The organism is Phaeobacter sp. JH20_37 (assembly GCF_048056015.1).
GTDB lineage: Bacteria > Pseudomonadota > Alphaproteobacteria > Rhodobacterales > Rhodobacteraceae > Phaeobacter > Phaeobacter bryozoorum.
In genome coordinates this window covers 471,931-496,820 of the sequence record NZ_JAYMWW010000013.1, presented here as the reverse complement: position 1 = coordinate 496,820, position 24,890 = coordinate 471,931, and the positions used below count along the sequence as shown (strand labels likewise).

The window sequence follows — 24,890 nt, the reverse complement described above, 5'->3', positions numbered from 1 at the left end:
AAGAAATGAACATGGAAACGACCACCCAGGCGCTCAATTCCCAGGCCGCCGCTTCCGACATCAACCCGCTTGGCCCTGTCATAGAGGCGAAGGCGCTCGATCTGACGTTTCAGACCAATGACGGGCCGGTGCACGCGCTGAAGAATGTCAGCCTGGAGATCAATCGCGGCGACTTTGTCTCTTTTATCGGGCCGTCCGGCTGCGGCAAGACAACTTTCCTGCGCTGCATCGCGGCGCTGGAACAGCCCACCGGTGGCAGTCTCAGTGTCAATGGCATGACCCCCGATGAAGCGCGGCGCAAGCGGGCCTATGGCTATGTGTTCCAGGCGGCCGGGCTCTATCCGTGGCGAACCATCGCCAAGAACATCAAGCTGCCGCTGGAGATCATGGGCTACTCAAGGGCGGAGCAGGACAAGCGGGTCGAACGGGTTCTGGACCTGGTGGAACTCACCGGGTTTGGCGGCAAATACCCCTGGCAGCTGTCCGGCGGTATGCAGCAGCGGGCCTCGATCGCGCGGGCGCTCGCCTTTGATGCGGATATCCTCCTGATGGATGAACCCTTTGGGGCGCTGGACGAGATTGTGCGCGACCATCTGAATGAGCAGCTCTTGAAGCTTTGGGCGCGGACCAACAAGACCATCGGCTTTGTCACCCACTCGATCCCGGAGGCGGTCTATCTGTCGACCAAGATTGTGGTCATGTCGCCGCGACCCGGGCGGATCCATGACGTGATTGACAGCCCGCTGCCAAAGGACCGACCGCTGGATATTCGCGACAGCCCGGAGTTCATCGAGATTGCGCATCGTGTTCGTGACGGTCTGCGAGCGGGGCATGCCGATGACTGATGTGGTCTGTTTGCGGGGCGGGGCACCGGAAGATTCCAATTTTCCGGGACATTTTCGTGGAAGAAACAGGGGGTCGCGGAGCGCTGGGTCCGGAGGGGCAGGATCATGAAAACCGCACTTGCGATATTGAGTGTTCTCGCCGCGATAACCGCGATCTGGTACGCGGCCTGTGTGCCGATGAACATCAAGGGAGTTCTGGACGCTGCGGAACGCGCGGGTGCCGAGGTGACACCGGCCACCGCGCGTGAGCGGCGAGATATGGCGGCGTTTGGGCTGGTTTTTGGCAACCCCGCTGTGGTGACACAGGTTTGGTCGCAGGACCGGCCCCGACTGCCGGCTCCTCATCAGGTGGCGGTGGAGCTTTGGGAGACCACGGTTGAGAAGAGGATCACCTCAAAGCGCAGTCTGATCTATCACGGTCAGGTGACGCTGTCGGCGACGCTTCTCGGCTTTGTGATCGGCACCGGGCTGGGCATTCTTCTGGCGGTTGGAATCGTACACAGCCGGGTGATGGATATGTCGGTGATGCCATGGGCCATCGTCAGCCAAACCATCCCGATTATTGCACTGGCACCGATGATCATCGTGGTTCTTTATTCCATCGGGGTACAGGGAATCCTGCCAAAGGCGGTGATCTCGGCCTATCTGAGTTTTTTCCCGGTTGTTGTGGGGATGGTGAAAGGCTTGCGTAGCCCGGACCAGATGCAGCTTGACCTGCTGAAGACCTACAATGCGAGTGTCGGGCAGGGGTTCTGGAAGTTGCGGTTGCCTGCCTCGATTCCCTATCTTTTTGCCTCCCTCAAGATCGGCATTGCCGCATCGCTGGTCGGGGCCATCGTCGGGGAGTTGCCAACGGGCGCCGTTGCGGGCCTAGGCGCGCGGCTTCTGGCGGGGAGCTACTATGGGCAGACCGTACAGATCTGGTCGGCGCTCTTTGCGGCTGCGATCTTGGCCGCCGCGTTGGTTGCATTCTTGGGACTGATCGAACGGCTGGTGCTGAAACGGATGGGGGTGACCGTATGATTGATGTTTGGGCCAAGGGCTCTGCCCTCGCCGCTGCGCGGCTCACCCGGGATATTTTCGGCCAGAAGAACAAGGGGATCAGATCATGACGATGGTTGCGATTGCGCTGCTGGTCTGGTGTGGAGGCTGGTGGCTGAACAGCCGTCTGGCCAATGGTCCACGCGCCCATACCCGTGGTGTGAAGCTGCTTGTCCCGGCAATTTTTGGCGTGACGCTTCTTGTCGTTTGGGAGCTTCTGGTGCGGGGGCTTGCGGTTTCGCTGGTGATCCTGCCTGCGCCTTCGGTCATTGCGGAGCGGTTTGCGACCAGCCTGCCCATTCTCTGGCAGGATTTTCAGCAGACCATTCTCAAAGGGGCGCTGTCTGGGTATATCATCGGCTGCGTCGCGGCGCTTTTGATGGCCATTGCGGTGGACCGCAGTGACTTCCTCCGGCGGGGATTGCTCCCGGTTGGCAATTTTGTGGCCGCGCTGCCGATTGTAGGCACCGCACCGATTCTGGTGATGTGGTTCGGCTTTGACTGGCAGTCAAAAGCGGCCGTTGTGGTGGTGATGGTGTTTTTCCCGGTTCTGGTGAACACCGTGGCCGGGCTGCGGGAAACCTCGGCCATGCAACGCGATCTCATGCAGACTTATGCGGCGAGCTACTGGCAGGGGTTCTTCAAACTGCGCCTGCCTGCGGCGCTGCCCTTCATCTTCAATGGTCTGAAGATTTCGACCACGCTGGCCCTGGTGGGGGCCATTGTGGCGGAGTTCTTTGGCTCACCGACGGTGGGGATGGGGTTTCGGATCTCGACCTCGGTCGGACAGCTGGCGCTGGACATGGTCTGGGCCGAAATCCTGGTGGCTGCATTGGCGGGGTCGGCATTCTACGGCATGATGGCTTTGGTTGAGAAAACGCTTACTTTCTGGCACCCGTCGCAACGGGGATAGGCGGGGGCAGGCCGTCGTTGCCCGGCCCCGTAAAAACTGGAAAAAACCTTTGGAGACACAGGGAAATTCGCGCAGAATTCGCATAGAACAACAGACATAACAACAGGGAGAAGACAGATGAAAACACTGCTGACCGCCGCCGCATTGGCGCTGGGAACGGCATCGGTTGCGCAGGCTGCCGATGAGGTGAAGCTGCAACTGAAATGGGTCACACAGGCCCAGTTCGCGGGCTATTATGTCGCGCTGGATCAGGGGTTCTACGAGGCCGAGAATCTCGATGTGACCATTCTGCCCGGCGGTCCCGATATTGCGCCGACGCAGGTGATTGCAGGCGGCGGTGCGGATGTCACGGTCGAGTGGATGCCGGCCGCGCTTGCGGCGCGTGAAAAGGGCTTGCCACTGGTCAATATCGCGCAACCCTACAAAAGCTCGGGCATGATGCTGACCTGTTGGAAGGACACTGGCATCGCAGCGCCTGAAGATCTGGCAAATCGTACGCTGGGCGTCTGGTTCTTTGGCAATGAATTCCCCTTCATGAGCTGGATGAGCCAGCTCGGGATTTCCACCGAGGGCAAGGGTGAAAAGGGCGTCGAGGTTCTGAAACAGGGCTTCAATGTCGATCCGCTGCTGCAGCGTCAGGCCGACTGCATTTCGACCATGACCTACAATGAGTATTGGCAGGTGATTGATGCCGGCGTGTCGCCGGATGAGTTGATTACCTTCAAATATGAGGATCAGGGCGTGGCAACGCTTGAGGATGGTCTTTACGTTCTCGAAGACAAGCTTTCTGATCCGGCCTTTGTCGACAAGATGCAGCGTTTTGTCCGGGCCTCCATGAAGGGCTGGAAATGGGCTGAGGAGAACCCGGACGCCGCAGCAGAGATCGTCCTGGACAATGATGCCTCGGGCGCGCAGACCGAAGAGCATCAGAAGCGGATGATGTCGGAAGTCGCCAAGCTGACAGCTGGCAGCAACGGCGCATTGAGCGAGGCTGATTACCAGCGCACGGTGAAGACGCTGCTTGATGGCGGCTCAAGCCCGGTGATCACCAAGGAGCCGGAAGGCGCCTGGACCCATGTCATCACCGATGCCGCGCTGAACTGAGCTTTAGTGCAGTGATCTGGCCCCTGTCCGCTGTTCTGCGGGCGGGGGCTTTTCTATTGTATTGCGCACAGGCGCGCTATGGGGCGCTGTGATCCTCGCCTGTCTCGGCAGGCCAGCGGTGGGGGCGGAAGCATCTTATGAGAGACAGTTTGAGGGCAAAGATCATCGCCGTCTGCAACGACAAGATCGCGAAAAAGGGGGATGGCGTTGGCCTTTCCTTCTATGCGTTTTTTGCCAATCGGAATGACGATCCCGAGGCGCTGATGGAGGCGGCAGAATGGTGGATCAAGCATCATCAGCTGGACCATTTTGAAAAGGCAGTAAAGATTCGCCAGATGGTGGAGACAGGTCTGTGACCCTGCCGTCGTTGTTGCGCCGCAGCCGGTGCGGCGGCTGGTTCTGCACCAGTTGCGCCCGGTCTGTGGGCAGGTGGCCCATTTCCCTGTTCCTTCAGCAGCTGTTGACGCCGACAGAAACGGCGTGACCGCCGATCGGATAGGGCGGATCTTTCAGAATAAATGACAGTTAAAAGTTGAGTCATATTTTCGATTACACGTTACAGGTCGAAATTCCATGTTAGCCTCATCTCATCAAACGATGGGGATTTTCGGCTGTGGTTTGGTTCTCAATCTGAAGGGAGAGGCCATGACTGTCTGGGAAAACGTGCAACTCTGCCTACGCTCTCAACCCAATGTGCGCGAAATGGCTGATCTGCGGACTGCGGTCCGGGTGTCGCATCCCGGTGCTTCCTATCGACGGTATAACCCCGAAAGCCAGGTGCGCTGGCCGCTGGCAGATCTCTGTGAGGCGGCGGTGCGGCGGCGTCAGCAGCATTCGCGGTTGGGAGCATCGGCGCCGCGCTCCGATCAGGTGCTGGTGATGTATGATGCCCGCGCAGTGGAGCAGCTATCCTGGTTGAAGAACCATCCCCCGATTGCGGGTATGGATGTCACAGCTGCCGCCACCAGCGGTCTGGAACGCGCTGGTCACGCGGATCTCTTACACGCGATTTCCGACGGGTTTGACTGGGTGCTGCTGGAATCCGCAATTGAAGAGAACGCGCGTCTGGCGCAACTGCGGGAGATGGAGCTGGCCGCTTGTCTGGGGCTTGAGGGGCGGGTGGTCCTGTTCCATTCGGCGGCGCATCTGGAGCAGCTGCTGGCGGAAGGTATTGCGCAGCTGCCGGTGATGGAGCACCGGTGTGTCGACACCGAGAGCAAGGCCAAGCCGCGCCGTCGGCGCGAGGCGCTGCAGCTCTTTGCCAGTGTGACCCTGTCGCAAGACACTGATGTCATCGCGTTGCCGCAGGACGCCCCATATGGCGGGATCGAGCTGACTGGGGATTGCACCCTCTGTCAGGCCTGCACCTGGATGTGCCCCACCAATGCGCTGATCGGAGCGGAGAACGGAGGCGGGCTGGACTTCATAGAGGCGGACTGCATGCAATGCGGGCTATGCGTATCGGTGTGCCGCCAGAATGCGATCAGATTGGTGCCACGGCTGGAGCTGAAGCGGGACCGGCTGCCGGTATCGCTGACCCAGCCGGATTTCTTCTGGTCGGATGGGCTGTCTGGCGGGGCCGAAACCGCAACGGGGGAGACGGCGCCGCAGACGGCCAGTTGCGGTTCCGGGCCGACCATCGATACGCCGGGCGCTGCTCGGGCGACTGAGGCAGCGGCATCGGGCAAGACCGAGAACGATGATGATCATGACGATCCCGATGATTGGATGGGCGGTGGCGGCGCTGACTGGTCCGGGCATACTGTCCGGGAGAGGACAGACCGGGGGGGCGGCACGGGTTCGTCGCTGCTGCGGCTGAATGATCTGGGCGCGCATTGGCCTGACTGGGCGCGTTTGACGGGACTTATGGCAAAACGGCGCGAAGATCCGCTGTCCTAGGACCTTGGCGTGGCTGTGCAGAGGGGCGACAGATCTGGAGATCCGAAGCTAGCTTTGCTCCATAAACCCGCCGTATTGGCCGCGTTTGAAAATCAGACCCTTGCCCGGGCGGCTCGTGGTACGCAGCACCGCGCCGACAAGAATACTATGATCGCCGCCGTCGTGGCAGGCATGGGTGCGGCAATCAAATCGGGCAATGACATCAGGCAGAACGGGTATTCCCTCGTCATTGTCTCGCGCTGGAATACAGGAAAAATCTTCGCCGTTGCGGGCAAAATGCATCGCCATGTCCAATTGATCCTCGGCCATGACATGAATCGAAAAATGGGTGGCAGAGACAAAGGGATCGTGGCGTTTGGACGCGCGGGCGGGACACCAGAGCAGCAGTGGCGGATCCATCGAGACCGAGGTGAAGCTGTTGGCTGTGATTGCCAGCGGCCCACGGTCCGTGCGTGTGGTCACCACGGTCACGCCAGTGCCGAAACACCCTAGGGCGTCTCGGTAGGCCCGCAGGCTGTCGGGACCGGGGATAAAGCTGGTTTCGGACATCTCGCGCGCCTTTGGTTCAGTTCTGTGCTGGGTGCCATGGGAACAAGCCCATGTCCACCAGCTACCAATGTGGCACGCATCCCCTCAAAAGCCAGAGAGGATTGAAAACAGGCCCACATTTCTGCGGACCTGTCTGGTAATTAATGTTTTTCGACAACACGCTTTGATTGAACGTCGTGGTGCTGACCTTCGTCAAGCAGTTGCAGCACGTACAACTTTGCTCAGCGAGTTCGCGATCTGGTTGATCTCGCCCATTGCATCGATTCGGTTCAACACATCTTTGTCGTCGTAATAGCTGATGAGCGGCGCGGTCTGAGCATGATAGGCGGCCAGACGGCTGCCCACGGTTTCGGCATTGTCGTCCGCCCGACGCGTCATCTCGGTGCCACCACAGGCGTCACAGGTGCCCTCGACGCGTGGCTGTTTATACTGGTCGTGATAACCTTCGCCACAGCCTGCGCAGGTATACCGTCCGGCTACCCGCGCCACCATTGCGGCATCGTCCACCTCCAGGCTGACAGCGGCGTTGATCCGCTGACCGGTTTCCGCCAGCAGCTTGTCCAGTGCCTCAGCCTGGACCGTCGTGCGGGGGAAGCCATCCAGGATGACGCCCTTTGCACAATCCGGTTCCGCCAGCCGGTCACGCAGGATGTTGATCACAATCTCGTCGCTGACCAGCTCGCCTGCCTCCATTACGGCTTTTGCCGCGAGGCCCGCCGGAGTGCCCGCAGCGACGGCAGCCCGCAGCAGATCGCCGGTGGATAGCTGGACAAGGCCAAAGCTCTGTTCCAGTTTACGCGCCTGGGTGCCTTTGCCGGCGCCGGGCGGTCCGAGCAGGATCAGAACCGCAGGGCGGGTGAGAACATCAGTCTCCATGTCAGCAATCATCCTTTGTCGGCCCGGTTTGCAATGAGGTCGTCGACCACGGAAGGGTCGGCGAGGGTCGAAGTGTCACCAAGCGAGCCGAAATCGTTCTCGGCGATCTTGCGCAGGATACGCCGCATGATCTTGCCTGACCGTGTCTTTGGCAGACCCGGCGCCCATTGGATCACATCCGGGCTGGCAATCGGCCCGATCTCGGTCCGCACCCAGGTGCGCAGCTCCTTCATCAACTCATCCGAGGGCTCGCGGTCGTTCATCAGGGTGACATAGCAATAGATGCCCTGGCCCTTGATCTCATGCGGGTAGCCAACCACAGCGGCCTCGGCCACGGCGGCGTGGGCCACCAGCGCGCTTTCGACCTCAGCGGTGCCCATGCGGTGGCCGGAGACATTGATCACGTCATCGACGCGACCGGTGATCCAGTAATCGCCGTCGGCATCGCGGCGGCAGCCGTCGCCGGTGAAGTAGTAGCCTTTGTAGTCGGAGAAATAGGTTTTCTCGAACCGCTCATGATCACCCCAGACGGTGCGCATCTGGCCGGGCCAGCTGTCCTTGATGCAGAGCACGCCCTCGACGCCGTTGCCGTTGATTTCCTCGCCGGACTGCGGGTCCAGAACGACGGGGGCCACACCAAAGAAGGGTTTCATCGCAGCACCCGGTTTGGTCGCATGGGCGCCGGGCAGGGGGGTCATCAGATGGCCGCCGGTTTCAGTCTGCCACCAAGTGTCGACAATGGGGCATTTCCCCTTGCCGACCACATCATTGTACCAGGTCCAGGCTTCCGGATTGATCGGCTCGCCGACGGTGCCGAGGGTGCGCAGCGAGGAAAGATCGCATTTCTGGACCCATTCATTGCCCTGACCCATCAGGGCGCGCAGGGCAGTGGGGGCGGTGTAGAACTGCGTCACCTTGTGCTTGTCGCAGACCTGCCAGAAGCGCGAGGCATCCGGGTAGGTCGGCACGCCCTCAAACATCAGCGTGGTGGCGCCATTGGCCAACGGGCCATAGACGATATAGCTGTGGCCGGTGACCCAGCCCACGTCCGCGGTGCACCAGTAGATGTCGCCGTCGTGGTAATCGAAGGTGATTTCGTGGGTCATCGCGGCATAGGTCAGATAGCCGCCGGTGGTATGCACCACGCCCTTGGGCTGGCCGGTTGAGCCGGATGTGTAGAGGATGAACAGCGGATCCTCGGCATTCATCTCGGCCGGTTTGCAGTAATCATCCGCTTCCAGCGCCATTTCGTTGTAGTCGTAGTCGCGCCCGTCGACCCAGGTGGTCTGACCGCCGGTGCGCTTCACCACGAGACATTTCACTGTGTCTTTTGTGTGCAAGAGGGCTGCGTCGGCGTTTGATTTCAGCGGGGTCTTGCGGCCGCCGCGCGGCGCCTCGTCGGCGGTGATGATCACCTTGGCGTCGCAGCCGTTGATCCGGGCCGCCAGCGCATCGGGGGAGAAGCCTGCAAAGACGATGGAATGAATGGCGCCAATGCGGGCGCAGGCCAGCATGGCATAGGCCGCTTCGGGGATCATTGGCAGGTAGATCACCACCCGGTCGCCCTTGCGCACGCCCATGGTCTCCAGGATGTTTGCCATCCGGCAGGTACGGGTATGCAGCTGATTGTAAGAGATATGCTGGGCAGGCTCTTCCGGATCATCCGGTTCCCAGATGATCGCGGTCTGATCGCCTCGGGTGTCCAGGTGGCGATCAATACAGTTGGCGGAGACGTTCAACGTACCGTCCGCGTACCAGTTGATCGAGACATTGCCGAGTGTGAAATCCACATCCTTCACCTGGCTGAAGGGCTTGATCCAGTCGATCCGCTTGCCCTGTTCGCCCCAGAATCCCTCGGGATCCCGCATCGAAGCGGCGTACATCTCGTCGTATTGTGCAGCGTTGACATGGGCGCGTGCAACCGTCTCCTCCGACGGCGCATAGGCTTTGCTGTCGCTCTCCTGGGTCATCTTGTGTCCCTCCCTCCAGTCTGTTCTCGGAATGGCACACCACAGCGCACAGCGAGATGTGTCAAACCTTTTCCGTCCTCCACAGCGATAATACCCAAGCTTGAAAATAAGGAAATAAGTGTCCGAGGAATAAGGATTTACCTGTAAATCTATTTCCGAGGTTGGTCTGAGGTAGTAAACTTATTCTGGCGTTGGCACATCAATCTTTTGTTTATCATGATGTTAGGTGTAAATATCGACCGGAGCGCCCGTGCTGGCAAATCAGCGGCCTGCGCAATGCTGGCGCTATCAACGGGCACCGACTGGCACCATCGCCTGCGGCAAACTGTGCCAGGGTGCGACGCCCTCGGGTGCCTGTCGGTCCATGGGGCCGGGCGCGTCTGCGGACCGCTGCCAGGTTGTCAGGCAGGTTTTGTGCCCATGGCGCACCAGCGCCTTGTGGGGTTGGCAGCGCCCTGGCTTAGCGCTAGCGTGGTGCCAGATGCTCGCAACTCTGCGGACCTGAGGGCTGTGATCGCAGGATCACAGCAAGCCCGGCACCCGGCGACGCCAAGGTGCAGGGGGGCGCAAGAGGGACAAGGGCACAAACTGGGAGGTACTCATGAAGACCAATTTGACCGCCGCAACTGCGGCGCTTGTCGGCCTGTCCATTGCAGGCAGCGCTGCGGCCACCGAATGGAACGTTTCTGTCTGGGGCAAACGCCGCGCCTTTACCGAACATGTCGAAAAGCTGGCTGAGCTCGTGTCCGAGAAAACCGGCGGCGAATTCACCATGAACATCAGCTATGGTGGCCTGTCGAAGAACAAGGAAAACCTTGACGGGATTTCCATCGGTGCCTTCGAGATGGCGCAGTTCTGCGCGGGCTACCACCGCGACAAGAACCCGTCGATCACCGTGCTGGAACTGCCGTTCCTTGGCGTGAATACGCTGGAAGAGGAAGTCGCTGTCAGCCATGCGGTCTATGCACATCCGGCCGTACAAAAGGATCTGGCGCGCTGGAACGCCAAGCTGCTGATGACTTCACCCATGCCGCAGTACAATATCGTAGGCACCGGCGAGGCGCGCGATGAGCTGGGTGAGTTCAAGGATATGCGCGTGCGCGCCACCGGCGGCATCGGTCAGGCATTTTCTGCCGTGGGCGCGGTGCCGACATCCGTGACCGCAACAGAAGCCTATAACGCGATGGAATCCGGCGTTGTCGATACCGTTGCCTTTGCCCAGCACGCGCATCTCAGCTTTGGCACCATCAACAAGGCCGACTGGTGGACCGAAAACCTCAACCCCGGCACCGTGAACTGCCCGGTGGTCGTGAACACCGATGCCTACGACGCGCTGAGCGATGCCGAGCGTGAAGCCCTGGACAGCTCGGTGGATGAGGCAATTGCCCATTACCTTGCGAACTATGGCGTGCTGCTTGAGAAATGGGACAGTGTTCTGGCCGAAAAAGGCGTCGAGAAGGTCACCATCTCCGAGGATCAGCTGGCTGAATTCCGCAAGGTTGCCGCCGATCCGATCCGCGAGCAGTGGATCGCCGACATGAGCGCGCAGGGGCTGCCTGCGCAGGAGCTTTATGACCTGGTGCAGAAAACCCTGAGCGACCTGCGTTCGGGAAGCTGATTTTCATCCAAATGATGAAAGGGCCGGGCAAAGCTGCGCCGGCCCTTTCTTACGTGATTGCAAAGTAGATATGACGGGGGCAGACGATGGCAGGCAGTGCGGCGGTGCTGGTAGATGACAGCCTGATCAGCAGTTTGGACAGGCGTCTGCTGCGGCTGGAACGCGGATTGGCCCTGGTCAGTGGTCTTGCGGTGTTTTCGCTGATGGTACTTGCGGTGGTCTCGGTTGGCGGGCGCAATGGTTTCAACGCGCCGCTACCTGGCTATGTGGACTGGATCGAACAGGTGATGCCGCTGATCGCCTTTATGGGCATTTCCTTTGTTCAGCGCGACGGCAGCCATATTCGCATGGATCTGGTGATCTCGTCGCTGCGGGGGCGTGCACTCTGGCTGTTTGAGCTGTTCTCGGTGTTATTGATCCTGGCCCTGATGTTGGCGCTGCTCTGGGGCAGCTGGTCGCATTTCCAGCGCTCCTTCGATTTTGCCGCCCCCCTGTGGAGCCGCGACAGCTCCATCGATATCGGTCTGCCGATCTGGCCGGCCAAGCTGCTGGCGCCGGTCGCATTTGGCGTGCTGTGCCTGCGCCTGTTGCTGCAGGTCTGGGGCTATGGCCGCGCGCTGGTTCTGGGGCTGGACAGCCCGGCTGCGGTTCCGCTGGTGCAGAGCGCCGCAGAGCAGGCAGCGGCCGAGGCTGAACATCTGGGCGGGGTGTCGACCACCGCCAGTGACCGCGACTAAAGGGGCAGACTATGGAACCTATCGAAATTGGCCTCTGGGTCAGCGGCTTTCTTCTGGTAACTGTGTTCTTGGGGATGCGGGTGGCCTTTGCCGCCGGTCTCGCTGGGCTGGTCGGCCTTGTCTGGATCTTCTGGGCCAAGTTTGGCTATGATCCGGCGCGGTTCACGAAGGCGCTGACCATCGCCGTGAAGACCGCAGGGCAGGTGCCCCATTCCAAGGTCTCAAGCCAGGCGCTGAGCCTCATTCCGACCTTCATCCTGATCGGCTATCTCGCTTATTACGCAGGCCTCACCAAAGCGCTGTTTGAGGCCGCAAAACGCTGGTTGGCCTGGGTGCCGGGCGGGCTGGCGGTGTCGACCGTCTTTGCCACGGCGGGCTTTGCCGCCGTCTCTGGCGCCTCTGTTGCGACATCCGCCGTCTTTGCCCGGATCGCCATCCCCGAGATGCTGGCAATCGGTTACGACAAACGCTTTGCCGCAGGTGTGGTGGCGGCCGGCGGCACGCTGGCCTCGCTGATCCCGCCCTCTGCGATCCTTGTAATCTACGCGATCATCGTCGAACAGGACGTGGGCAAACTCCTGCTGGCAGGCTTTATCCCCGGTGCCTTCTCGGCACTGATTTACGGTTTGCTGATCATCGGCATGGCGATGACGATCAAGGGCTTTGGCCCTGCTGTCACCGGCTTTACCTGGCGCGAGCGCTTTGTCTCGCTGCCGCCTGCGCTGCCGATCCTGTTTGTGGTCGCGACGATCATTTTGTTTGTCTACAACCCCTTTGGGGGCGATGCCTGGGGGACCCCGACAGAGGGTGGCGCAATCGGGGCCTTCGTGGTGTTTTTGATGGCGCTGTATCGCGGGATGCGATGGGCGGAGTTCAAGGACGCGCTGCTGGAAACCGCAAAACTGTCGGTGATGATCTTTACCATCATCTGGGGCGTCCTGATCTACGTCCGCTTCCTTGGCTTTGCCGAACTGCCGGCGGCGTTTTCCGACTGGATCACCTCGCTCACCCTGTCGCCGATGCTGATCCTGATCTGCATCCTGCTAGCCTATGCGGTGCTCGGCATGTTCATGGACGCCATCGGTATGCTGCTGCTCACGCTTCCGGTGGTCTATCCGGCGGTGATGGCGCTCAACGGTGGTGAATACGTTTCAGCGGCGGAAAGCACATTTGGCATGTCCGGGCCGATGTGTGCAATCTGGTTTGGTATTCTGGTGGTGAAAATGGCCGAGTTCTGCCTGATCACACCCCCGATCGGTCTCAACTGCTTTGTCGTTGCGGGTGTGCGGGACGATCTGACGGTGCAGGATGTGTTCAAGGGCGTGACGCCGTTCTTCATTGCCGATGGTATTACCATCGCTTTGCTGGTTGCTTTCCCCTCTATCGTGCTCTGGCTGCCAAGCCTCGCCTAAGGATCTGCCAGATATAAAGAATACAGCTTCGGGCCACGACAGATCCTCTGCCGTGGCCCAAAAAATCCCAAGCTTACAGAATTGTAAGCTCCGCGCAGAGACCCTGTAAGACTGGACCTGCATATTCGTCTCATCAGCCAGACACGGCGTCCACCGCCCTGGCGCAATAGATGAGAGGAATGGAAGATGATCACCAAGACAACGACACGTATCGTGATGACCGCAACCCTGATTGCAGGTGGCTTTGCCGCACAGAGTCTGCGCGCGCAGCAGGCGCCAGAGGTGGCCCCGGTCGAGGTGGCAGAGGCCGAGCTGACCTATGCGGATATGCTCGCCGTGCCTGTCACCTTTGATCAGGTCATGCGCACAGCATTGGAAAACGCCGAAGGCCGACTGGTGGAAATCAGCCTTGATGACCTTCACGACACGCCTGTGTTTGTTGCGGTTGTCGCCAGTCCGACCAGCCTGACAGAGATCGTGGTGTCAGCTACCGATGGCTCGATCCTGAACACCGCGACCCAAACCGCGGCCTCATCCGAAATGATGCAGCAGCTGTTGGACGATGAGTTCGAGGACGGGCTGGACTTCGCAAGCCTGATTGATGAACTCGAAGATGATGAGTGCGATTGCGACGATGACGACGATGAGGATGACGATCACAAAGGCTGATTACCTCGTCCGGATCTGATGACGGGCCGGAGCGTGGGCTCCGGCCTTATCGAAGTATTCCCTAGACCATCCTTGCCGCCGCGAGAAAGACAGATCAGGCGGCTGGCCGGAGACCATTCATGAAAAAGCTATATCTTGGCTGCCTCGCGGCAGTCGCCCTTGGAGCCTGTGGCGACAGCTATGAAAAACCGCTCCTGTTAGATGGGCCGCAGCAAGTCGAGTTTCACTCCGATTTGGGCGCCTGCCGTGCGTTGGCCGAACAACACGTAGACAAAACGTTGAAATCCAGCGCTGTTCAAGGTGCGGTGATCGGTGGCATCATCGGAGCGGTAGACAGTGAGGATGGAGACCGCGCCGATGACGCATGGATCGGAGCTGCACTCGGCGGTGGTATCGGGGCGCTTGACGGGCAGAATGAACGCGACAAACAGCGCCGCACCATTCTTATCCGCTGCATGCAGGGGCGCGGGCATCGTGTGCTGGCGTGATGCCCTGTCCAGCTCCCGTCGCCGACTTGTCGGTCGGCAAATACTGCCGATCGTCCGGTGCGCCGGGTTCAACCTTGGGGAGCTTAATTGTGATCCGTTGAACTCCGGTCATCCGAAACGAGCTTGCACCCAATTGCAGCGCCAGGGGGCCTGCTTGGTCACTTGGGCGCGATGCTGAAACCGGCGGAGTCCTGATGCGAATTCTCCTGCTCGAAGATGATCCTGAAATTGGCACCTGGACGGTCAAGGGCCTCATGGCAGCGGGCCATGTGGTCGACTGGATCGAGAATGGTCGCGAGGCGCTGCTGGCTGCAACAACCCGCGACTATGATGTCCTGATCTTTGACAGGATGACGCCGGATCTTGACGGGCTTTCGGCGCTGAAAACCCTGCGCTCTGCACGGATTGCCACCCCCTTGATCCTGCTCACCGCGCTCGGCGCGGTTGAGGACCGTGTCGAGGGGCTGGAAGCCGGTGCCGACGACTATCTCAGCAAACCCTTCGCCATGTCGGAGCTGCTGGCCCGTATCACCGCCCTGGGCCGTCGCGGACGGGCTGAGGCCGCAGAAATGACAACCCGGCTCTCTCATCGCGGGCTTGAGCTGGATCTCTTGAGCCAGACCTGTACCTGCAATGGCCAGACCGTCTTGCTGAACCCCAAGGAGTTTCGCCTGCTGGAGGTTCTGATGCGTTCCAAGGGGCGGATCCAGACCCGCGCCATGCTGCTTGAACGGGTCTGGGACATTAATTTCGATCCCGCCACCAGCGTTGTCGAAACCCATATGAGCCGCTTACGGAACAAGATTGAAAAACCCTTCGGAACGGAGTTCATCAAAACCGTGCGCGGGTCCGGGTATATGTTCCTTGATTAGATCCTTCATAAAGAGCCTGTTGCGGATGAGCGCCCTGCGTCAGGCGATTGCCCTGTCGCTGGCGTTTCTGGTTCTGCTGACCATTGGCGGGCTGCTGCTTGACGATGTCATCACCGAAGAGTTCCGCGCCGAGACGGAAGCGGCGCTGCGGGAGGAATATCAGCGCATCAGCGATCGGCTCACACGCACCGGTCGCTTCCCCGATCAGATCGTGACTGCCGAAGTGTTTTCCGACAGCGGTGTCGGCTATGCCGTTCTGCGCGCAGATGGCAAGGTTCTCGGCCCCGTGCTGCGGGGAGCTTTTGACAGGCCGGGGTTTGATATCCTGGAGGGCGAACAGCTGTTTCAACCTGAGGCACTGGAAACTCTGGACCGGATCTTTGAGCTGATCGAGGATGAAGATGAAGAGGACGATATATCCTCTGACCAGCCGGGGCGGAACCCTGGTACCGCTCGCCAGCTGGGCTTCGATGTGGAGTTTGACAGCGACGCCGATCTCGGCTGGCGCATCTATAGCGGTGCGGTGCTGGATGGCCGCCTTCTGGTCTATGCGCCCGGTGTCAGTGCCTTTGGCGCGGATCTTACCGGCGTCATCCTTATCTTCGTCATCATCCTGTCGCTGCCTGCGCTGGTCATCGGATTGATCTTCGGGATCCGGGCACAGCGACGTCTGAACCGGATCGGCGCGGGATTTGACCGTATTGCCGATGGCAATCTTGATCTTCGGCTGGCGCCCCGGGTGATCCGCGATGATATTGATGAACTGGCTGCGCGGATTGACGGTGCCACCGAACGTTTGCAGGCCTCGATGCGGCAGATGTCTGATTTTTCCGCCAATATTGCGCATGATCTGCGCACGCCACTGACACGTCTGCGGCTGCATCTCGATCAGGCCGAAGATGCCGAGGATCAGGCCGCCCATAGAGAGGCCGCGATTGCGCAGATGGATGATATCATTGCCATCTTTGGCGCCATCCAGCGGATTGCGCGGATGCAGAGCCAGCGGCGGCGGGACGGTTTTGCACCCGTCGAACTGGCGGCAGTCGTGGAGCAGGTGCACGAAATATACGAGGCGGTGGCTCAGGACGCCGGGCAAGAGCTGTCCTGCCGCGTCAGCGATGCCGATACTATCAATGCGGACCGCAGCCTGATCATGCAGCTTCTGGCAAATCTGATCGAGAACGCAATCCGCCACGCCGGCGAGGGGGCCAGCATTGCAATCGACTTGAGCGGTCGCAGGCTGTCAGTCACTGACACTGGCCCGGGAATCCCCGAGGCTGAACGCAGCCGCGTGCTGGATCCGCTCTACCGGCTCGATCGCAGCCGCAACACCGCCGGGGCAGGGCTTGGGCTGGCCATGGTAAAAGCGATTGCAGACCTGCACGAAGCGGAGCTGGCGTTGATGTCGGGACCAGATCAGCGCGGACTGCGGGTCGAGGTGAGATTTCCCGAAGGCTGACGTCGCCCGCCTGCCGTCGAGGATGCCATTCTGTACCGCTGCGCCAAAAAGCCGCGAAGCTGCGGAAATAGGGTTACCCATTGCGCGCGCGCCTCAGCTACTAAGTGCTGTGCCGCGTGTTGGCGCTGTTTCAGATCAAAAATGACAAGCACCATGAAGTTGACCGGCCCCTTTCTGTTCATTCTTGCGACATTGATGATTGATGCGATTGGCATTGGCATCGTGTTTCCGATCATGCCCGATCTAATGCTGAGAGTGGGGGCCGAAAGTACCGCCGAAGGCGCGTTGTGGAGCGGCATCATGATGTCGGCCTATGCCGCCGCCATGTTTCTGTTCGGCCCGATTGTCGGCAGCCTCTCCGATGCCTATGGGCGTCGGCCGATCCTGATCCTCGCGCTTGTCACCCTGACGATCGACTATGTCATCATGGCGCTGGCCCAGACCTATTGGATGCTGCTGGTTGGTCGGGTCATCGCCGGGATGGCGGGGGCGACTTATATCACGGCGACCGCCTATATATCGGATATCGCCAAACCGGCAGAGCGTGGCGCTGCCTTTGGGATGATCGGTGCCGCCTTTGGTATCGGCTTTGTGCTGGGGCCTGCAATTGGCGGCATGGCGTCGGGGCTGCACATCAGCGCGCCCTTCTGGATCGCTGCGGGCCTTTCGGCGGTCAACGTGCTGTTCGGGCTGATCATTCTGCCGGAATCCCTGAAGCCGGAGAACCGTCGCCCGTTTGGCCGCCGTGATATCAACCCCTTCGCGACCCTCCTCCGCGCCTTTGCCATCCCCGGTCTGGCGATCCCCTTGATCTGTATCTTTGTCTTCGAGTTTGCCAATCTGGTCTACCCGACACTCTGGTCCTTCTGGGGCCGCGAGGTGTTTGGCTGGGACGGGTTCACCATCGGGCTGACCCTTTCAGCCTATGGTGTTCTGATCGCCGTGGTACAGGCGGGCATCCTGCCGCAGCTCACCAAACGCCTTGGGGATTTCAGAACACTGATCATCGCGATGGTGGCGGCGGTGATTTCCATGATCGGGTTTGGCGTTGCCAGTGCCATCTGGGTCGTCATTGTGTTTCTGCCGATCGCCGCCCTGTCAGATATGGCTCCGCCGCTGATCACCGCATTTGCCGCCAACCGGGTTGGCGAGGATCAGCAGGGTGTGGTTCAGGGCGTCATCGCTTCGCTGTCGTCGGTTGCTGCTGTCGCGGCTCCGCTGGTGCTTACCGGGGTGTTTGAACGGTTTGTCGGCGAGACCGGCTGGTATTTGCCCGGTGCCCCGTTTCTGGTCGCCGCTGTGCTTGTGGTGGCGATGGTGCCGCTGGTACTGCGTCTCAGGGCTCATGACACCGGCTGACGGCCTTCACAAAAGAAAAGGGCCTGGAGATGTAATCTCCAAGCCCTTGAAATCTTTGGCTCCGGCGGTAGGGATCGAACCTACGACCAATTGATTAACAGTCAACTGCTCTACCGCTGAGCTACGCCGGAACGGTTTGTGCCGTATAGCGGTCGGATCTGATGAGGTCCAGAGTCGTTTTGCGATTTTTTGAAAAAATCTGCGGTGATCCGGTTGTCTATGGGAGCTGAGCGAACAGCGCGCCGAATGACAGAGGGTCTGCGCATGTGACGCGGGATTGCCCTGCAAGATCAACGAGGTGGGCAAAAACATTGCGCTCGGCGGCGATGCGCAGCGCGGCCGGGGTTTCGGTGTAGATGCGCGCGGTCAGCTCTGCCACGGTGGCCGGTCCTTTCGCAAGCTCCGCCATGATCGCAGCCTCACGCCCTTTGCGGTGGGTGATCAGCCAGGCGAGCCGGGCCGCAGGGTCGCAAACCGGTGCGCCGTGCCCGGGGTAGAAGACGCGCCAGTTGCGCGCGGCCAATCGCTGGCAGGAAGCCATGAAATCTGTCAGATCGCCATCGGGAGGCGACACCAGCGAACTGGCCCAGCCCATCACGTGATCGGCGGTAAAACAGGCGTCTTTCCAGGCAAAAGCGATATGATTGCCAAGATGTCCGGGCGTGTGGATCACTTTCAGCTGCCAGTCCGGGCCGGCCACGATATCACCGTCGCGCAGCCTGATGTCTGGCGTGAAATCCACATCGATGCCCTCACCGCCACCGGCGAGGCCGGCGGCGGCCAGCTCCGTCATCACAGCGCTTCGCCCTGTTGTTGCATCGCCGAAGGCGTAGACCGGCGCGCCGGTGGCCTTGGCAAGCGGCCGGGCGAGGAGGGAATGGTCCAGATGGCTGTGGCTGACCAGAATGTGGCTGATGCGCTGATCCGGTTCCACGGCGTCAAGGATCGCCCGCAGATGGGCGTCACTCATTGGGCCGGGGTCGATGATGGCAATATCGCTGTGGCCCAGCAGATAGGTATTGGTGCCGCGATATGTCATCGCAGAGGGGTTCGGTGCGAGGATACGGCGCAGACCCGGTTCGACATTCTCCGCGATCCCGGCGGGGGGATTGAAATCATCGGGTGCCTGCATCAGGTCTGATCCTTGGTAACAAACGGGGCGCAGGGGATGCGCGTTTTGCTTTTCAGCGGCGGGGTCGCGGGGTAGGTGTAGCGCATGTTCTTTCAATGGCTCAAACACTATATGCCGCGCAGCCTGTATGGGCGGGCAGCGCTTATTCTACTGGTGCCGATTGTGACGCTGCAATTGGTGGTGTCGGTTGTGTTCATCAAGCGCGATCTTGAGGACCTGACGGTCCAGATGACCCTGACCATGCTGCGGGAATTGCGATTGCTGGAGCAGACCATGGCGCCGGCTGCCAGTCAGCAGGAGGCATTGTTGCTGGCAGAACCTCTGTTGCAACCCTTGCAGATGCAGATCCGGTTTCTGGAATCAGGGGAGCCGGTGCCGTTGGATCAGATGGGGCTCTTGGAATTTTCCGGGCGGGTGGTGCGCAATACGTTGCAGGCCACTGCGCCGCAGTTCATTTCGGCCCAGTTCCCCAACACCCGCCGGGTACAGTTGGTGCTTGCGAGTGATCACGGTCCGATGGCTCTGGTATTTGATCGGCGCCGGGTGACCGCGGCGGCACCGCACCAGCTGATCGTGACAGTGATCGCCTTTGGTTTTTTGATGACGATCATCGCCTTTGTCTACATGCGTAATCAGCTGCGCCCGATCAAACAACTCGCCGATGCCGCGCAGGCCTTTGGCCGGGGGCGGACGGAGCCTTATTCGCCGCGCGGCGCGAATGAGGTGAGGGCGGCCGGCAGCGCATTTCTGGACATGCGCGCACGGATCGAGCGGCAGATGGAGCAGCGGACCCTGATGCTTTCGGGGGTGAGCCACGACCTGCGCACCCCACTCACAAGGATGAAACTTGGCCTGTCGATGCTGGACGAGGAGGACGCCGAACCGCTGCGTCAGGATGTCGACGAGATGCAGGCGCTCCTGGATGCCTTTCTCGACTTCTCGCGCGGTGTTTCCACCAGCGAGCCGGAAGAAGTGGACCCGCATGTGATGATCACGCTGCTGGTCGATGGCTGGCGGCGGCAGGGCAAGGATGTGATGCTCGGCGAGATGAGCGGCGAAGGCAAGGTGATGCTGCGCGGCGCAGCAATGCGTCGGGCCGTGCAGAATCTGATCTCAAACGCAGTGCGTTATGGCACCCGCGCACGAGTGTCTGTTGCCATGACCGAGAAATTCCTGCGCATAAGGGTCGAGGATGACGGTCCCGGCATTGCAGAGGCGGACCGGACCGAGGCGACCCGGCCCTTTACCCGGCTTGATCCTGCCCGCAATCAGGATCTTGGCAGCGGGGTTGGTCTGGGGCTGGCGATTGTCACCGATATTGCGCGCGCGCATGGTGGGACGCTCCGGCTGGGCACCAGCGCCGAGCTGGGTGGGCTACAGGCCGATATCGTGATCGGCTTGTAATATCCCGTCACCGGGGCGCGCTCAGATCAGCTCTGAGATCTCTACGCTGCGCCGCTCGGCAATGGAGATCTGCGCCGCCATCCCCATGAGCACTGCCATCCGCCCATCATGAAGGGTCACCTCAGGTGTTGCGCGTTCGCCGCGGACCAGTTCGAGAAACTTCTGGTGCTGATAAAAGGTGGATCCGTTGTGATCACCCGCCTCAAGAAGTTCGGGATCAACAGGAATCTCTTGTTTTACAGGGCCTTTGGGGGAGCGTGGCGAGGTCACCAGCTTCGGCAGCGGCGGCGCGCCCAGATGGGTGGGCCAGAACCGCCCCGGTCCGGGCACAAAGGCTTCGATCTTGCCTGTGGGTCCGACCGCGGCGACCTCTTCCTGATATTCAGCGCCTTCTGCGAACATGCACAGGTCCAGCATCGCCCGGGCGCCGCAGCTGAAGTCGACGATAACATAACCATTGTCGAGGATGTCCGGGGTTCCCTCGGCATAGCTTTCGTCCAGATGGTTCACATCCTGACCGCCGCTGGCCATAACCCGTAGCGGTTCAGAATCGAGCGTCAGCCGCATCAGATCGAAAAAGTGACAGCATTTCTCAACAAAGGTGCCTCCGGATTTGGCGTCAAACCGGTTCCAGTCATCGACTTTTGCGAGAAATGGAAACCGATGCTCGCGGATGCTCAGCATCTTGATGCCGCCGGTCGCTGTCTGGGCCTGCTTCAGGAAAGCCGCAATGGGGGGCATATAGCGATATTCCATCGCCACCCAAACGGGGGCTGGATAATCTGCTGCAAAACCGTCCAGTCGTGCCAGATCGGCAAGACTGGTGAACAGCGGTTTTTCGACCAGCACCGGCAACGGGCGCAGGCGGGCCAGGGTCTCCAGCTGCTCCAGATGGCGGAAATTGGGACTGGCGATCAACAGGCAGTCAAGCTCAGCGACAGCCAGCAGGGCCTCGATACTGTCCACAAACGCTGCATCAGGGGTCAGCGTGGCGGCAATCTCGCGCATGGCCGCATTGGGTTCATAGATCGCACCGACCCGCGTGTTGTCCAGCAGGGCGATATTGCGCAGATGTTCCTGGCCCATCATGCCGCAGCCGATGATTCCATAGGTGGTGGGGTGTGACATGTTTCCTCCTACGTCAGGCGCTGCACATAAAGCGCCCTGTCCGGGTCAAACCAACTGCGTGAGAACTCCACGGCGGCCTCATCCTGTGCCCAGCTTAGCCGTTCGATATACCCAACCGTCGCGCCCGGGGGCTTGCCAAACCGTGTCGGCGCCCAGTCGGGCACCCGACCAAGCGATACCCGATCCTCGGCTCGGCTGATCCAGAAGCCCAGATGCAGCCGATAATATCTATAGAGGGAATCGGACAGCTGTCCGGCATCGACCGGTCCCGCGCCACCATCCAGCCAGATCTCTTCAACGGCGATCACCACATCATCGAGATACCGCAGCCGCCTGATCCGGGTGCCACTGCCTGACCTGCCAAATTCGGGCAGCGTATCGGGCTTGGCGAGCGCGGTCACCGACAGAACATCTGCCGTGGGCAAGCCACCACCGCCGGGCAGCTCCAGCCGAAACATCGAATAGACGCTTTGCACTGACTGGGTGGTGCGGATGTAGTTTCCCGATCCCTGAATCCGTTCGAGCATCCCCTGTTTTTCTAGCTCCGACAGGGATTTGCGCAGGGTTCTTACGGTGGTTCCATACTGCTGCGCCAGCTGACGCTCGGGCGGCAGTCGCTCCCCGTCGGCCAACCTTCCGGCCGCGATCTCACGGGTCAGGGACTCGCTGATCTGAAGGTAAAGCGGCAGCGCGCTGGCAGTGGAGCGGGCAGTGGGCATGGGGCCAATCGTCACCATGTGAGAAAATTGATACACCATTGATCTACATCAAGGCGCAGGCTATGCAAGAGTTAAGTTGCCAACTGCGAGGGAGAGACCGATGAGCGTTGTTCCGGTAACATCCGCGGATCTTGATGCGGTCGAAGTGTCCTGGTTTGCGGCACTCTGCTCGGACGATTACCAGTTTCTTGGTGTACCGGATGGTGACCTGCGGTCGTCCTGGGCGCATTGCTCTGACATCGTGAAAGAGGCAGAGGCGCAGGGGTTTCGCAATATCCTTTGCCCGTCGTCCTATCAGGTGGGTCAGGATACGCTCAGCTTTGTGGCGGGCTGTGCGCCGATCACTGACAGGATCAACATGCTGGCAGCGGTGCGCTGCGGCGAGATGCAGCCGATCATGCTGGCGCGTACCCTGGCCACCTTGGATCACATGCTGAAGGGGCGGCTGACGGTCAATATTATCTCCTCCGATTTTCCGGGGGAGACCGCCGACAGCGGCTTTCGCTATCAGCGCTCGCGCGAAGTGGTCGAGATCCTGAAACAGGCCTGGACCCGGGATGAGATCAACCACAATGGCGAGGTTTACCAATTCGAAGGGCTGACCACCGATCCGGCGAAACCCTATCAGACCGGCGGGCCGCTGCTGTACTTTGGGGGCTATTCCCCGGCGGCGCTGGAGCTCTGCGGTGAACATTGCGACGTCTATCTGATGTGGCCGGAAAAGATGGAAGATCTGGCCGGTCGCATGCAGGCGGTTCATAGCGTCGCGGAAACTTATGGGCGTACGCTTGATTATGGTCTGCGGGTGCATGTGATTGTCCGCGACACCGAGGCAGAAGCCTATGAATACGCCGATCACCTTGTATCGAAACTGGATGATGCGCAGGGCAGGGCCATTCGGGATCGGGCGCTGGATGCCACCTCGCTGGGCGTGGCGCATCAGGCCAAGAACCGCGATATTGCTGATGAATTCGGGTTTATCGAACCGAACCTCTGGACAGGGATAGGGCGGGCACGCTCTGGTTGCGGGGCGGCGCTGGTCGGATCCACCGATCAGGTCATGTCAAAGCTGGAAGCCTACCAGAAGATGGGCATCCGCGCCTTTGTGCTGTCGGGCTACCCGCATCTGGAGGAAGCGCGGCATTTCGGGGCGCGAGTGATGCCACATCTGAAAACCTGCTCACTGCCGCATGAATATGGCCGGGTGCCGCAATCGACCCCGGCGACACCCCTAGGGAACGGAGAACGTCGTTGATGGAACGGATCAAGATTGCAGAAGGGCTGGAGTTCAGCCGTCTGGTCTATGGCATGTGGCGTCTTGGCGATGACAGCGATACCTCGACCGCCCATGTCGAGGCCAAGATCGAGGCCTGTCTGGCGCAGGGGATCACCACCTTTGATCAGGCCGATATCTATGGCGGCTATACAGCCGAAGGGATCCTGGGGCGGGCGTTGAAGGCGAATCCAGCCCTGCGTGAGCAGATGGAGATCGTCACCAAATGCGATATCGTGGCTCCGGTCGGGCGCTATGCGGACGCGGCGGTCAAACATTACGATACCTCCGCCGCCCATATCACCCGTTCGGTTGAGACGTCGCTGATGGAAATGGGCATCGACCATATCGACCTCTTGCTGATCCATCGGCCGGATCCGCTGATGGATCATGTCGAGACAGGGGCTGCGCTGGACGCGCTGGTCGCCGCAGGCAAATTGCGCGCCGTCGGCGTGTCGAACTTCCGTCCCTGGGATTGGGAGCTGCTGCAATCGGCGATGAAGACGCCGCTGGCCACCAATCAGATCGAACTATCTTTGTCCGAGATCAGCCCTTTCACCAACGGCGATCTGGCCTTTCATCAGCGGCAGGGGCATCCGCTGATGGCGTGGTCACCGCTTGGCGGTGGGGGGCTGATGACCGGGAGCGGCCAATTGGCCGATCGGCTGGATGTGATTGCTGCCGCGCAAGGCGTTGACCGCGCCGCCGTCGCCATAGCCTTCCTGCTGCGGCACCCGGCTCAGATCCTGCCGGTGCTGGGCACCAATAATCTGGAGCGGATCAAACAGGCCTCTGACGCGCTGAAGGTCGAGCTGGACCGCCCGACCTGGTTCACCCTGTACGAGGCGGCATTGGGCCGGGAGGTCGCATGATGTCGGCACATGCAGGGCAGGGCAAACACAGCTTTGTTCCGGCACCGGACAACACGCGGCTGCTGCGCGACGCCTTTGGCCGGTTCGCAACTGGGGTCACCATCGTGACCGCAGCCTCCGATCAGGGGGTTGTGGCGATCACCGCCAACAGTTTTTCCTCGGTCTCGCTGACTCCGCCGCTGGTGCTGTGGTCGCCAGACCGCAACTCGCGGCGCTTTCCCTATTTCGAGACAGCCCGCCACTACGCCATCCACGTTCTGGCGGCGGATCAGGATGATCTGTGTTGGCAGGTCGCAAAAGATGCTTTTGGGCTGAACCATTTGCAGCTGGAGCGCAACGAAAACGGGGTGCCGCTCTTGGAAAACTGTCTGGCGCGGTTTGAATGCACCCGTTCAGCCATCCATGACGGGGGAGACCACGCCATCGTTCTGGGTCACGTTGACCGCGCCACCATGCGCGAAGAAGGGGACGCATTGACATTCTACAAGGGCCAGATGGGTCAGATCGCCGTGTCACGCTAGCGACCGGCTGCCTGCACCAAGGGAGGTTGG

The 24,890-nt window shown here is 60.5% G+C and carries 24 protein-coding genes and 1 tRNA gene; 18 read left to right on the top strand and 7 right to left on the bottom strand.

Annotated features, from left to right (window positions below):
* Window positions 1-5 precede the first annotated feature (5 nt).
* From VWZ87_RS07195 to VWZ87_RS07170, 6 genes are all read left to right on the top strand, one after another.
* Window positions 6-845, top strand: a complete 840-nt coding sequence (locus VWZ87_RS07195; RefSeq protein ID WP_340545342.1) for an ABC transporter ATP-binding protein — start codon at window positions 6-8, stop codon at window positions 843-845.
* 105 nt (window positions 846-950) lie between these two features.
* Window positions 951-1,868, top strand: a complete 918-nt coding sequence (locus VWZ87_RS07190) for an ABC transporter permease (RefSeq protein WP_340545343.1) — start codon at window positions 951-953, stop codon at window positions 1,866-1,868.
* 85 nt (window positions 1,869-1,953) lie between these two features.
* Window positions 1,954-2,799 (top strand): ABC transporter permease, encoded by an 846-nt coding sequence (locus VWZ87_RS07185; RefSeq protein ID WP_340545344.1) that lies wholly within the window; start codon window positions 1,954-1,956, stop codon window positions 2,797-2,799.
* A gap of 117 nt (window positions 2,800-2,916) precedes the next feature.
* Entirely contained in the window at window positions 2,917-3,903 is a 987-nt protein-coding gene (locus tag VWZ87_RS07180) for an ABC transporter substrate-binding protein (protein ID WP_416536154.1), read from the top strand.
* Between the two features lie 137 nt (window positions 3,904-4,040).
* Window positions 4,041-4,259: a DUF6500 family protein gene (locus VWZ87_RS07175; RefSeq protein ID WP_340545346.1), complete on the top strand. Its 219-nt coding sequence runs from the start codon at window positions 4,041-4,043 to the stop codon at window positions 4,257-4,259.
* 289 nt (window positions 4,260-4,548) lie between these two features.
* Entirely contained in the window at window positions 4,549-5,802 is a 1,254-nt protein-coding gene (locus VWZ87_RS07170) for a 4Fe-4S binding protein (RefSeq protein ID WP_416536152.1), read from the top strand.
* A 48-nt stretch (window positions 5,803-5,850) separates the two neighbouring features.
* Here the strand turns inward: VWZ87_RS07170 and VWZ87_RS07165 are convergent, their stop codons facing one another.
* From VWZ87_RS07165 to acs, 3 genes are all read right to left on the bottom strand, one after another.
* Window positions 5,851-6,351 carry a flavin reductase family protein gene (locus VWZ87_RS07165; protein WP_416536150.1) on the bottom strand — a complete coding sequence of 167 codons (501 nt, stop codon included), beginning with the start codon at window positions 6,349-6,351 and terminating at the stop codon, window positions 5,851-5,853.
* A 192-nt stretch (window positions 6,352-6,543) separates the two neighbouring features.
* Window positions 6,544-7,227, bottom strand: coding sequence for an adenylate kinase (locus VWZ87_RS07160; RefSeq protein WP_416536148.1), 684 nt, complete (start codon window positions 7,225-7,227; stop codon window positions 6,544-6,546).
* 8 nt (window positions 7,228-7,235) lie between these two features.
* Window positions 7,236-9,197: an acetate--CoA ligase gene (gene acs / locus VWZ87_RS07155; protein WP_416536146.1), complete on the bottom strand. Its 1,962-nt coding sequence runs from the start codon at window positions 9,195-9,197 to the stop codon at window positions 7,236-7,238.
* Window positions 9,198-9,798: 601 nt separating this feature from the next.
* On the opposite strand from acs, the gene VWZ87_RS07150 reads away from it, so the two are divergent.
* The 8 genes from VWZ87_RS07150 (at window position 9,799) to VWZ87_RS07115 (ending at window position 17,811) form a co-directional block, all read left to right on the top strand.
* On the top strand, window positions 9,799-10,815 hold the full coding sequence (locus VWZ87_RS07150) for a C4-dicarboxylate TRAP transporter substrate-binding protein (RefSeq protein ID WP_340545351.1): 1,017 nt from the start codon (window positions 9,799-9,801) through the stop codon (window positions 10,813-10,815).
* An 86-nt stretch (window positions 10,816-10,901) separates the two neighbouring features.
* The gene (locus tag VWZ87_RS07145; RefSeq protein ID WP_340545352.1) at window positions 10,902-11,552 is read left to right on the top strand and encodes a TRAP transporter small permease subunit; all 651 of its coding nucleotides are present in this window, start codon (window positions 10,902-10,904) and stop codon (window positions 11,550-11,552) included.
* Between the two features lie 11 nt (window positions 11,553-11,563).
* The gene (locus VWZ87_RS07140; RefSeq protein ID WP_340545353.1) at window positions 11,564-12,964 is read left to right on the top strand and encodes a TRAP transporter large permease; all 1,401 of its coding nucleotides are present in this window, start codon (window positions 11,564-11,566) and stop codon (window positions 12,962-12,964) included.
* 186 nt (window positions 12,965-13,150) lie between these two features.
* On the top strand, window positions 13,151-13,633 hold the full coding sequence (locus tag VWZ87_RS07135; RefSeq protein WP_416536144.1) for a hypothetical protein: 483 nt from the start codon (window positions 13,151-13,153) through the stop codon (window positions 13,631-13,633).
* A 119-nt stretch (window positions 13,634-13,752) separates the two neighbouring features.
* The gene (locus tag VWZ87_RS07130) at window positions 13,753-14,121 is read left to right on the top strand and encodes a glycine zipper family protein (protein ID WP_416536142.1); all 369 of its coding nucleotides are present in this window, start codon (window positions 13,753-13,755) and stop codon (window positions 14,119-14,121) included.
* Window positions 14,122-14,315: 194 nt separating this feature from the next.
* Window positions 14,316-14,993: a response regulator transcription factor gene (locus VWZ87_RS07125; RefSeq protein WP_416536140.1), complete on the top strand. Its 678-nt coding sequence runs from the start codon at window positions 14,316-14,318 to the stop codon at window positions 14,991-14,993.
* 25 nt (window positions 14,994-15,018) lie between these two features.
* Entirely contained in the window at window positions 15,019-16,452 is a 1,434-nt protein-coding gene (locus VWZ87_RS07120) for a sensor histidine kinase (protein ID WP_416536138.1), read from the top strand.
* Between the two features lie 153 nt (window positions 16,453-16,605).
* On the top strand, window positions 16,606-17,811 hold the full coding sequence (locus VWZ87_RS07115) for an MFS transporter (RefSeq protein ID WP_340545358.1): 1,206 nt from the start codon (window positions 16,606-16,608) through the stop codon (window positions 17,809-17,811).
* A 56-nt stretch (window positions 17,812-17,867) separates the two neighbouring features.
* On the opposite strand, the gene VWZ87_RS07110 is transcribed toward VWZ87_RS07115, so the two are convergent.
* Both VWZ87_RS07110 and VWZ87_RS07105 read right to left on the bottom strand, forming a co-directional pair.
* A tRNA-Asn gene (locus VWZ87_RS07110) sits at window positions 17,868-17,942 on the bottom strand.
* A gap of 86 nt (window positions 17,943-18,028) precedes the next feature.
* On the bottom strand, window positions 18,029-18,943 hold the full coding sequence (locus VWZ87_RS07105) for an MBL fold metallo-hydrolase (protein ID WP_416536136.1): 915 nt from the start codon (window positions 18,941-18,943) through the stop codon (window positions 18,029-18,031).
* 84 nt (window positions 18,944-19,027) lie between these two features.
* Between VWZ87_RS07105 and VWZ87_RS07100 the strand changes: the two genes are divergently transcribed.
* Window positions 19,028-20,347: an ATP-binding protein gene (locus VWZ87_RS07100; RefSeq protein WP_416536134.1), complete on the top strand. Its 1,320-nt coding sequence runs from the start codon at window positions 19,028-19,030 to the stop codon at window positions 20,345-20,347.
* 21 nt (window positions 20,348-20,368) lie between these two features.
* Here VWZ87_RS07100 and VWZ87_RS07095 read toward each other — a convergent pair whose 3' ends face one another.
* Window positions 20,369-21,475, bottom strand: coding sequence for a Gfo/Idh/MocA family protein (locus tag VWZ87_RS07095; protein ID WP_416536132.1), 1,107 nt, complete (start codon window positions 21,473-21,475; stop codon window positions 20,369-20,371).
* An 8-nt stretch (window positions 21,476-21,483) separates the two neighbouring features.
* Complete coding sequence (locus VWZ87_RS07090; RefSeq protein ID WP_416536130.1) at window positions 21,484-22,194, bottom strand: GntR family transcriptional regulator; 711 nt, start codon at window positions 22,192-22,194, stop codon at window positions 21,484-21,486.
* Window positions 22,195-22,294: 100 nt separating this feature from the next.
* Between VWZ87_RS07090 and VWZ87_RS07085 the strand changes: the two genes are divergently transcribed.
* From VWZ87_RS07085 to VWZ87_RS07075, 3 genes are read left to right on the top strand one after another with little or no spacing between them, the layout of a single operon-like run.
* Complete coding sequence (locus tag VWZ87_RS07085) at window positions 22,295-23,449, top strand: LLM class flavin-dependent oxidoreductase (RefSeq protein ID WP_416536128.1); 1,155 nt, start codon at window positions 22,295-22,297, stop codon at window positions 23,447-23,449.
* On the top strand, window positions 23,449-24,339 hold the full coding sequence (locus VWZ87_RS07080) for an aldo/keto reductase (protein ID WP_416536126.1): 891 nt from the start codon (window positions 23,449-23,451) through the stop codon (window positions 24,337-24,339). The genes VWZ87_RS07085 and VWZ87_RS07080 overlap by 1 nt, the downstream gene beginning before the upstream one ends.
* On the top strand, window positions 24,339-24,860 hold the full coding sequence (locus VWZ87_RS07075; protein ID WP_340546310.1) for a flavin reductase family protein: 522 nt from the start codon (window positions 24,339-24,341) through the stop codon (window positions 24,858-24,860). Before VWZ87_RS07080 ends, VWZ87_RS07075 begins: the two co-directional genes overlap by 1 nt.
* The last annotated feature ends 30 nt before the right edge of the window (window positions 24,861-24,890 follow it).

Bases quoted from the DNA above. Each gene is read 5' to 3' on its own strand.
- VWZ87_RS07195 (WP_340545342.1), top strand. From the start codon at position 6: ATGAACATGGAAACGACCACCCAGGCGCTCAATTCCCAGGCCGCCGCT.
- VWZ87_RS07190 (WP_340545343.1), top strand. From the start codon at position 951: ATGAAAACCGCACTTGCGATATTGAGTGTTCTCGCCGCGATAACCGCG.
- VWZ87_RS07185 (WP_340545344.1), top strand. From the start codon at position 1,954: ATGACGATGGTTGCGATTGCGCTGCTGGTCTGGTGTGGAGGCTGGTGG.
- VWZ87_RS07180 (WP_416536154.1), top strand. From the start codon at position 2,917: ATGAAAACACTGCTGACCGCCGCCGCATTGGCGCTGGGAACGGCATCG.
- VWZ87_RS07175 (WP_340545346.1), top strand. From the start codon at position 4,041: ATGAGAGACAGTTTGAGGGCAAAGATCATCGCCGTCTGCAACGACAAG.
- VWZ87_RS07170 (WP_416536152.1), top strand. From the start codon at position 4,549: ATGACTGTCTGGGAAAACGTGCAACTCTGCCTACGCTCTCAACCCAAT.
- VWZ87_RS07165 (WP_416536150.1), bottom strand. From the start codon at position 6,351: ATGTCCGAAACCAGCTTTATCCCCGGTCCCGACAGCCTGCGGGCCTAC.
- VWZ87_RS07160 (WP_416536148.1), bottom strand. From the start codon at position 7,227: ATGGAGACTGATGTTCTCACCCGCCCTGCGGTTCTGATCCTGCTCGGA.
- acs (WP_416536146.1), bottom strand. From the start codon at position 9,197: ATGACCCAGGAGAGCGACAGCAAAGCCTATGCGCCGTCGGAGGAGACG.
- VWZ87_RS07150 (WP_340545351.1), top strand. From the start codon at position 9,799: ATGAAGACCAATTTGACCGCCGCAACTGCGGCGCTTGTCGGCCTGTCC.
- VWZ87_RS07145 (WP_340545352.1), top strand. From the start codon at position 10,902: ATGGCAGGCAGTGCGGCGGTGCTGGTAGATGACAGCCTGATCAGCAGT.
- VWZ87_RS07140 (WP_340545353.1), top strand. From the start codon at position 11,564: ATGGAACCTATCGAAATTGGCCTCTGGGTCAGCGGCTTTCTTCTGGTA.
- VWZ87_RS07135 (WP_416536144.1), top strand. From the start codon at position 13,151: ATGATCACCAAGACAACGACACGTATCGTGATGACCGCAACCCTGATT.
- VWZ87_RS07130 (WP_416536142.1), top strand. From the start codon at position 13,753: ATGAAAAAGCTATATCTTGGCTGCCTCGCGGCAGTCGCCCTTGGAGCC.
- VWZ87_RS07125 (WP_416536140.1), top strand. From the start codon at position 14,316: ATGCGAATTCTCCTGCTCGAAGATGATCCTGAAATTGGCACCTGGACG.
- VWZ87_RS07120 (WP_416536138.1), top strand. From the start codon at position 15,019: ATGAGCGCCCTGCGTCAGGCGATTGCCCTGTCGCTGGCGTTTCTGGTT.
- VWZ87_RS07115 (WP_340545358.1), top strand. From the start codon at position 16,606: ATGAAGTTGACCGGCCCCTTTCTGTTCATTCTTGCGACATTGATGATT.
- VWZ87_RS07105 (WP_416536136.1), bottom strand. From the start codon at position 18,943: ATGCAGGCACCCGATGATTTCAATCCCCCCGCCGGGATCGCGGAGAAT.
- VWZ87_RS07100 (WP_416536134.1), top strand. From the start codon at position 19,028: ATGTTCTTTCAATGGCTCAAACACTATATGCCGCGCAGCCTGTATGGG.
- VWZ87_RS07095 (WP_416536132.1), bottom strand. From the start codon at position 21,475: ATGTCACACCCCACCACCTATGGAATCATCGGCTGCGGCATGATGGGC.
- VWZ87_RS07090 (WP_416536130.1), bottom strand. From the start codon at position 22,194: ATGCCCACTGCCCGCTCCACTGCCAGCGCGCTGCCGCTTTACCTTCAG.
- VWZ87_RS07085 (WP_416536128.1), top strand. From the start codon at position 22,295: ATGAGCGTTGTTCCGGTAACATCCGCGGATCTTGATGCGGTCGAAGTG.
- VWZ87_RS07080 (WP_416536126.1), top strand. From the start codon at position 23,449: ATGGAACGGATCAAGATTGCAGAAGGGCTGGAGTTCAGCCGTCTGGTC.
- VWZ87_RS07075 (WP_340546310.1), top strand. From the start codon at position 24,339: ATGTCGGCACATGCAGGGCAGGGCAAACACAGCTTTGTTCCGGCACCG.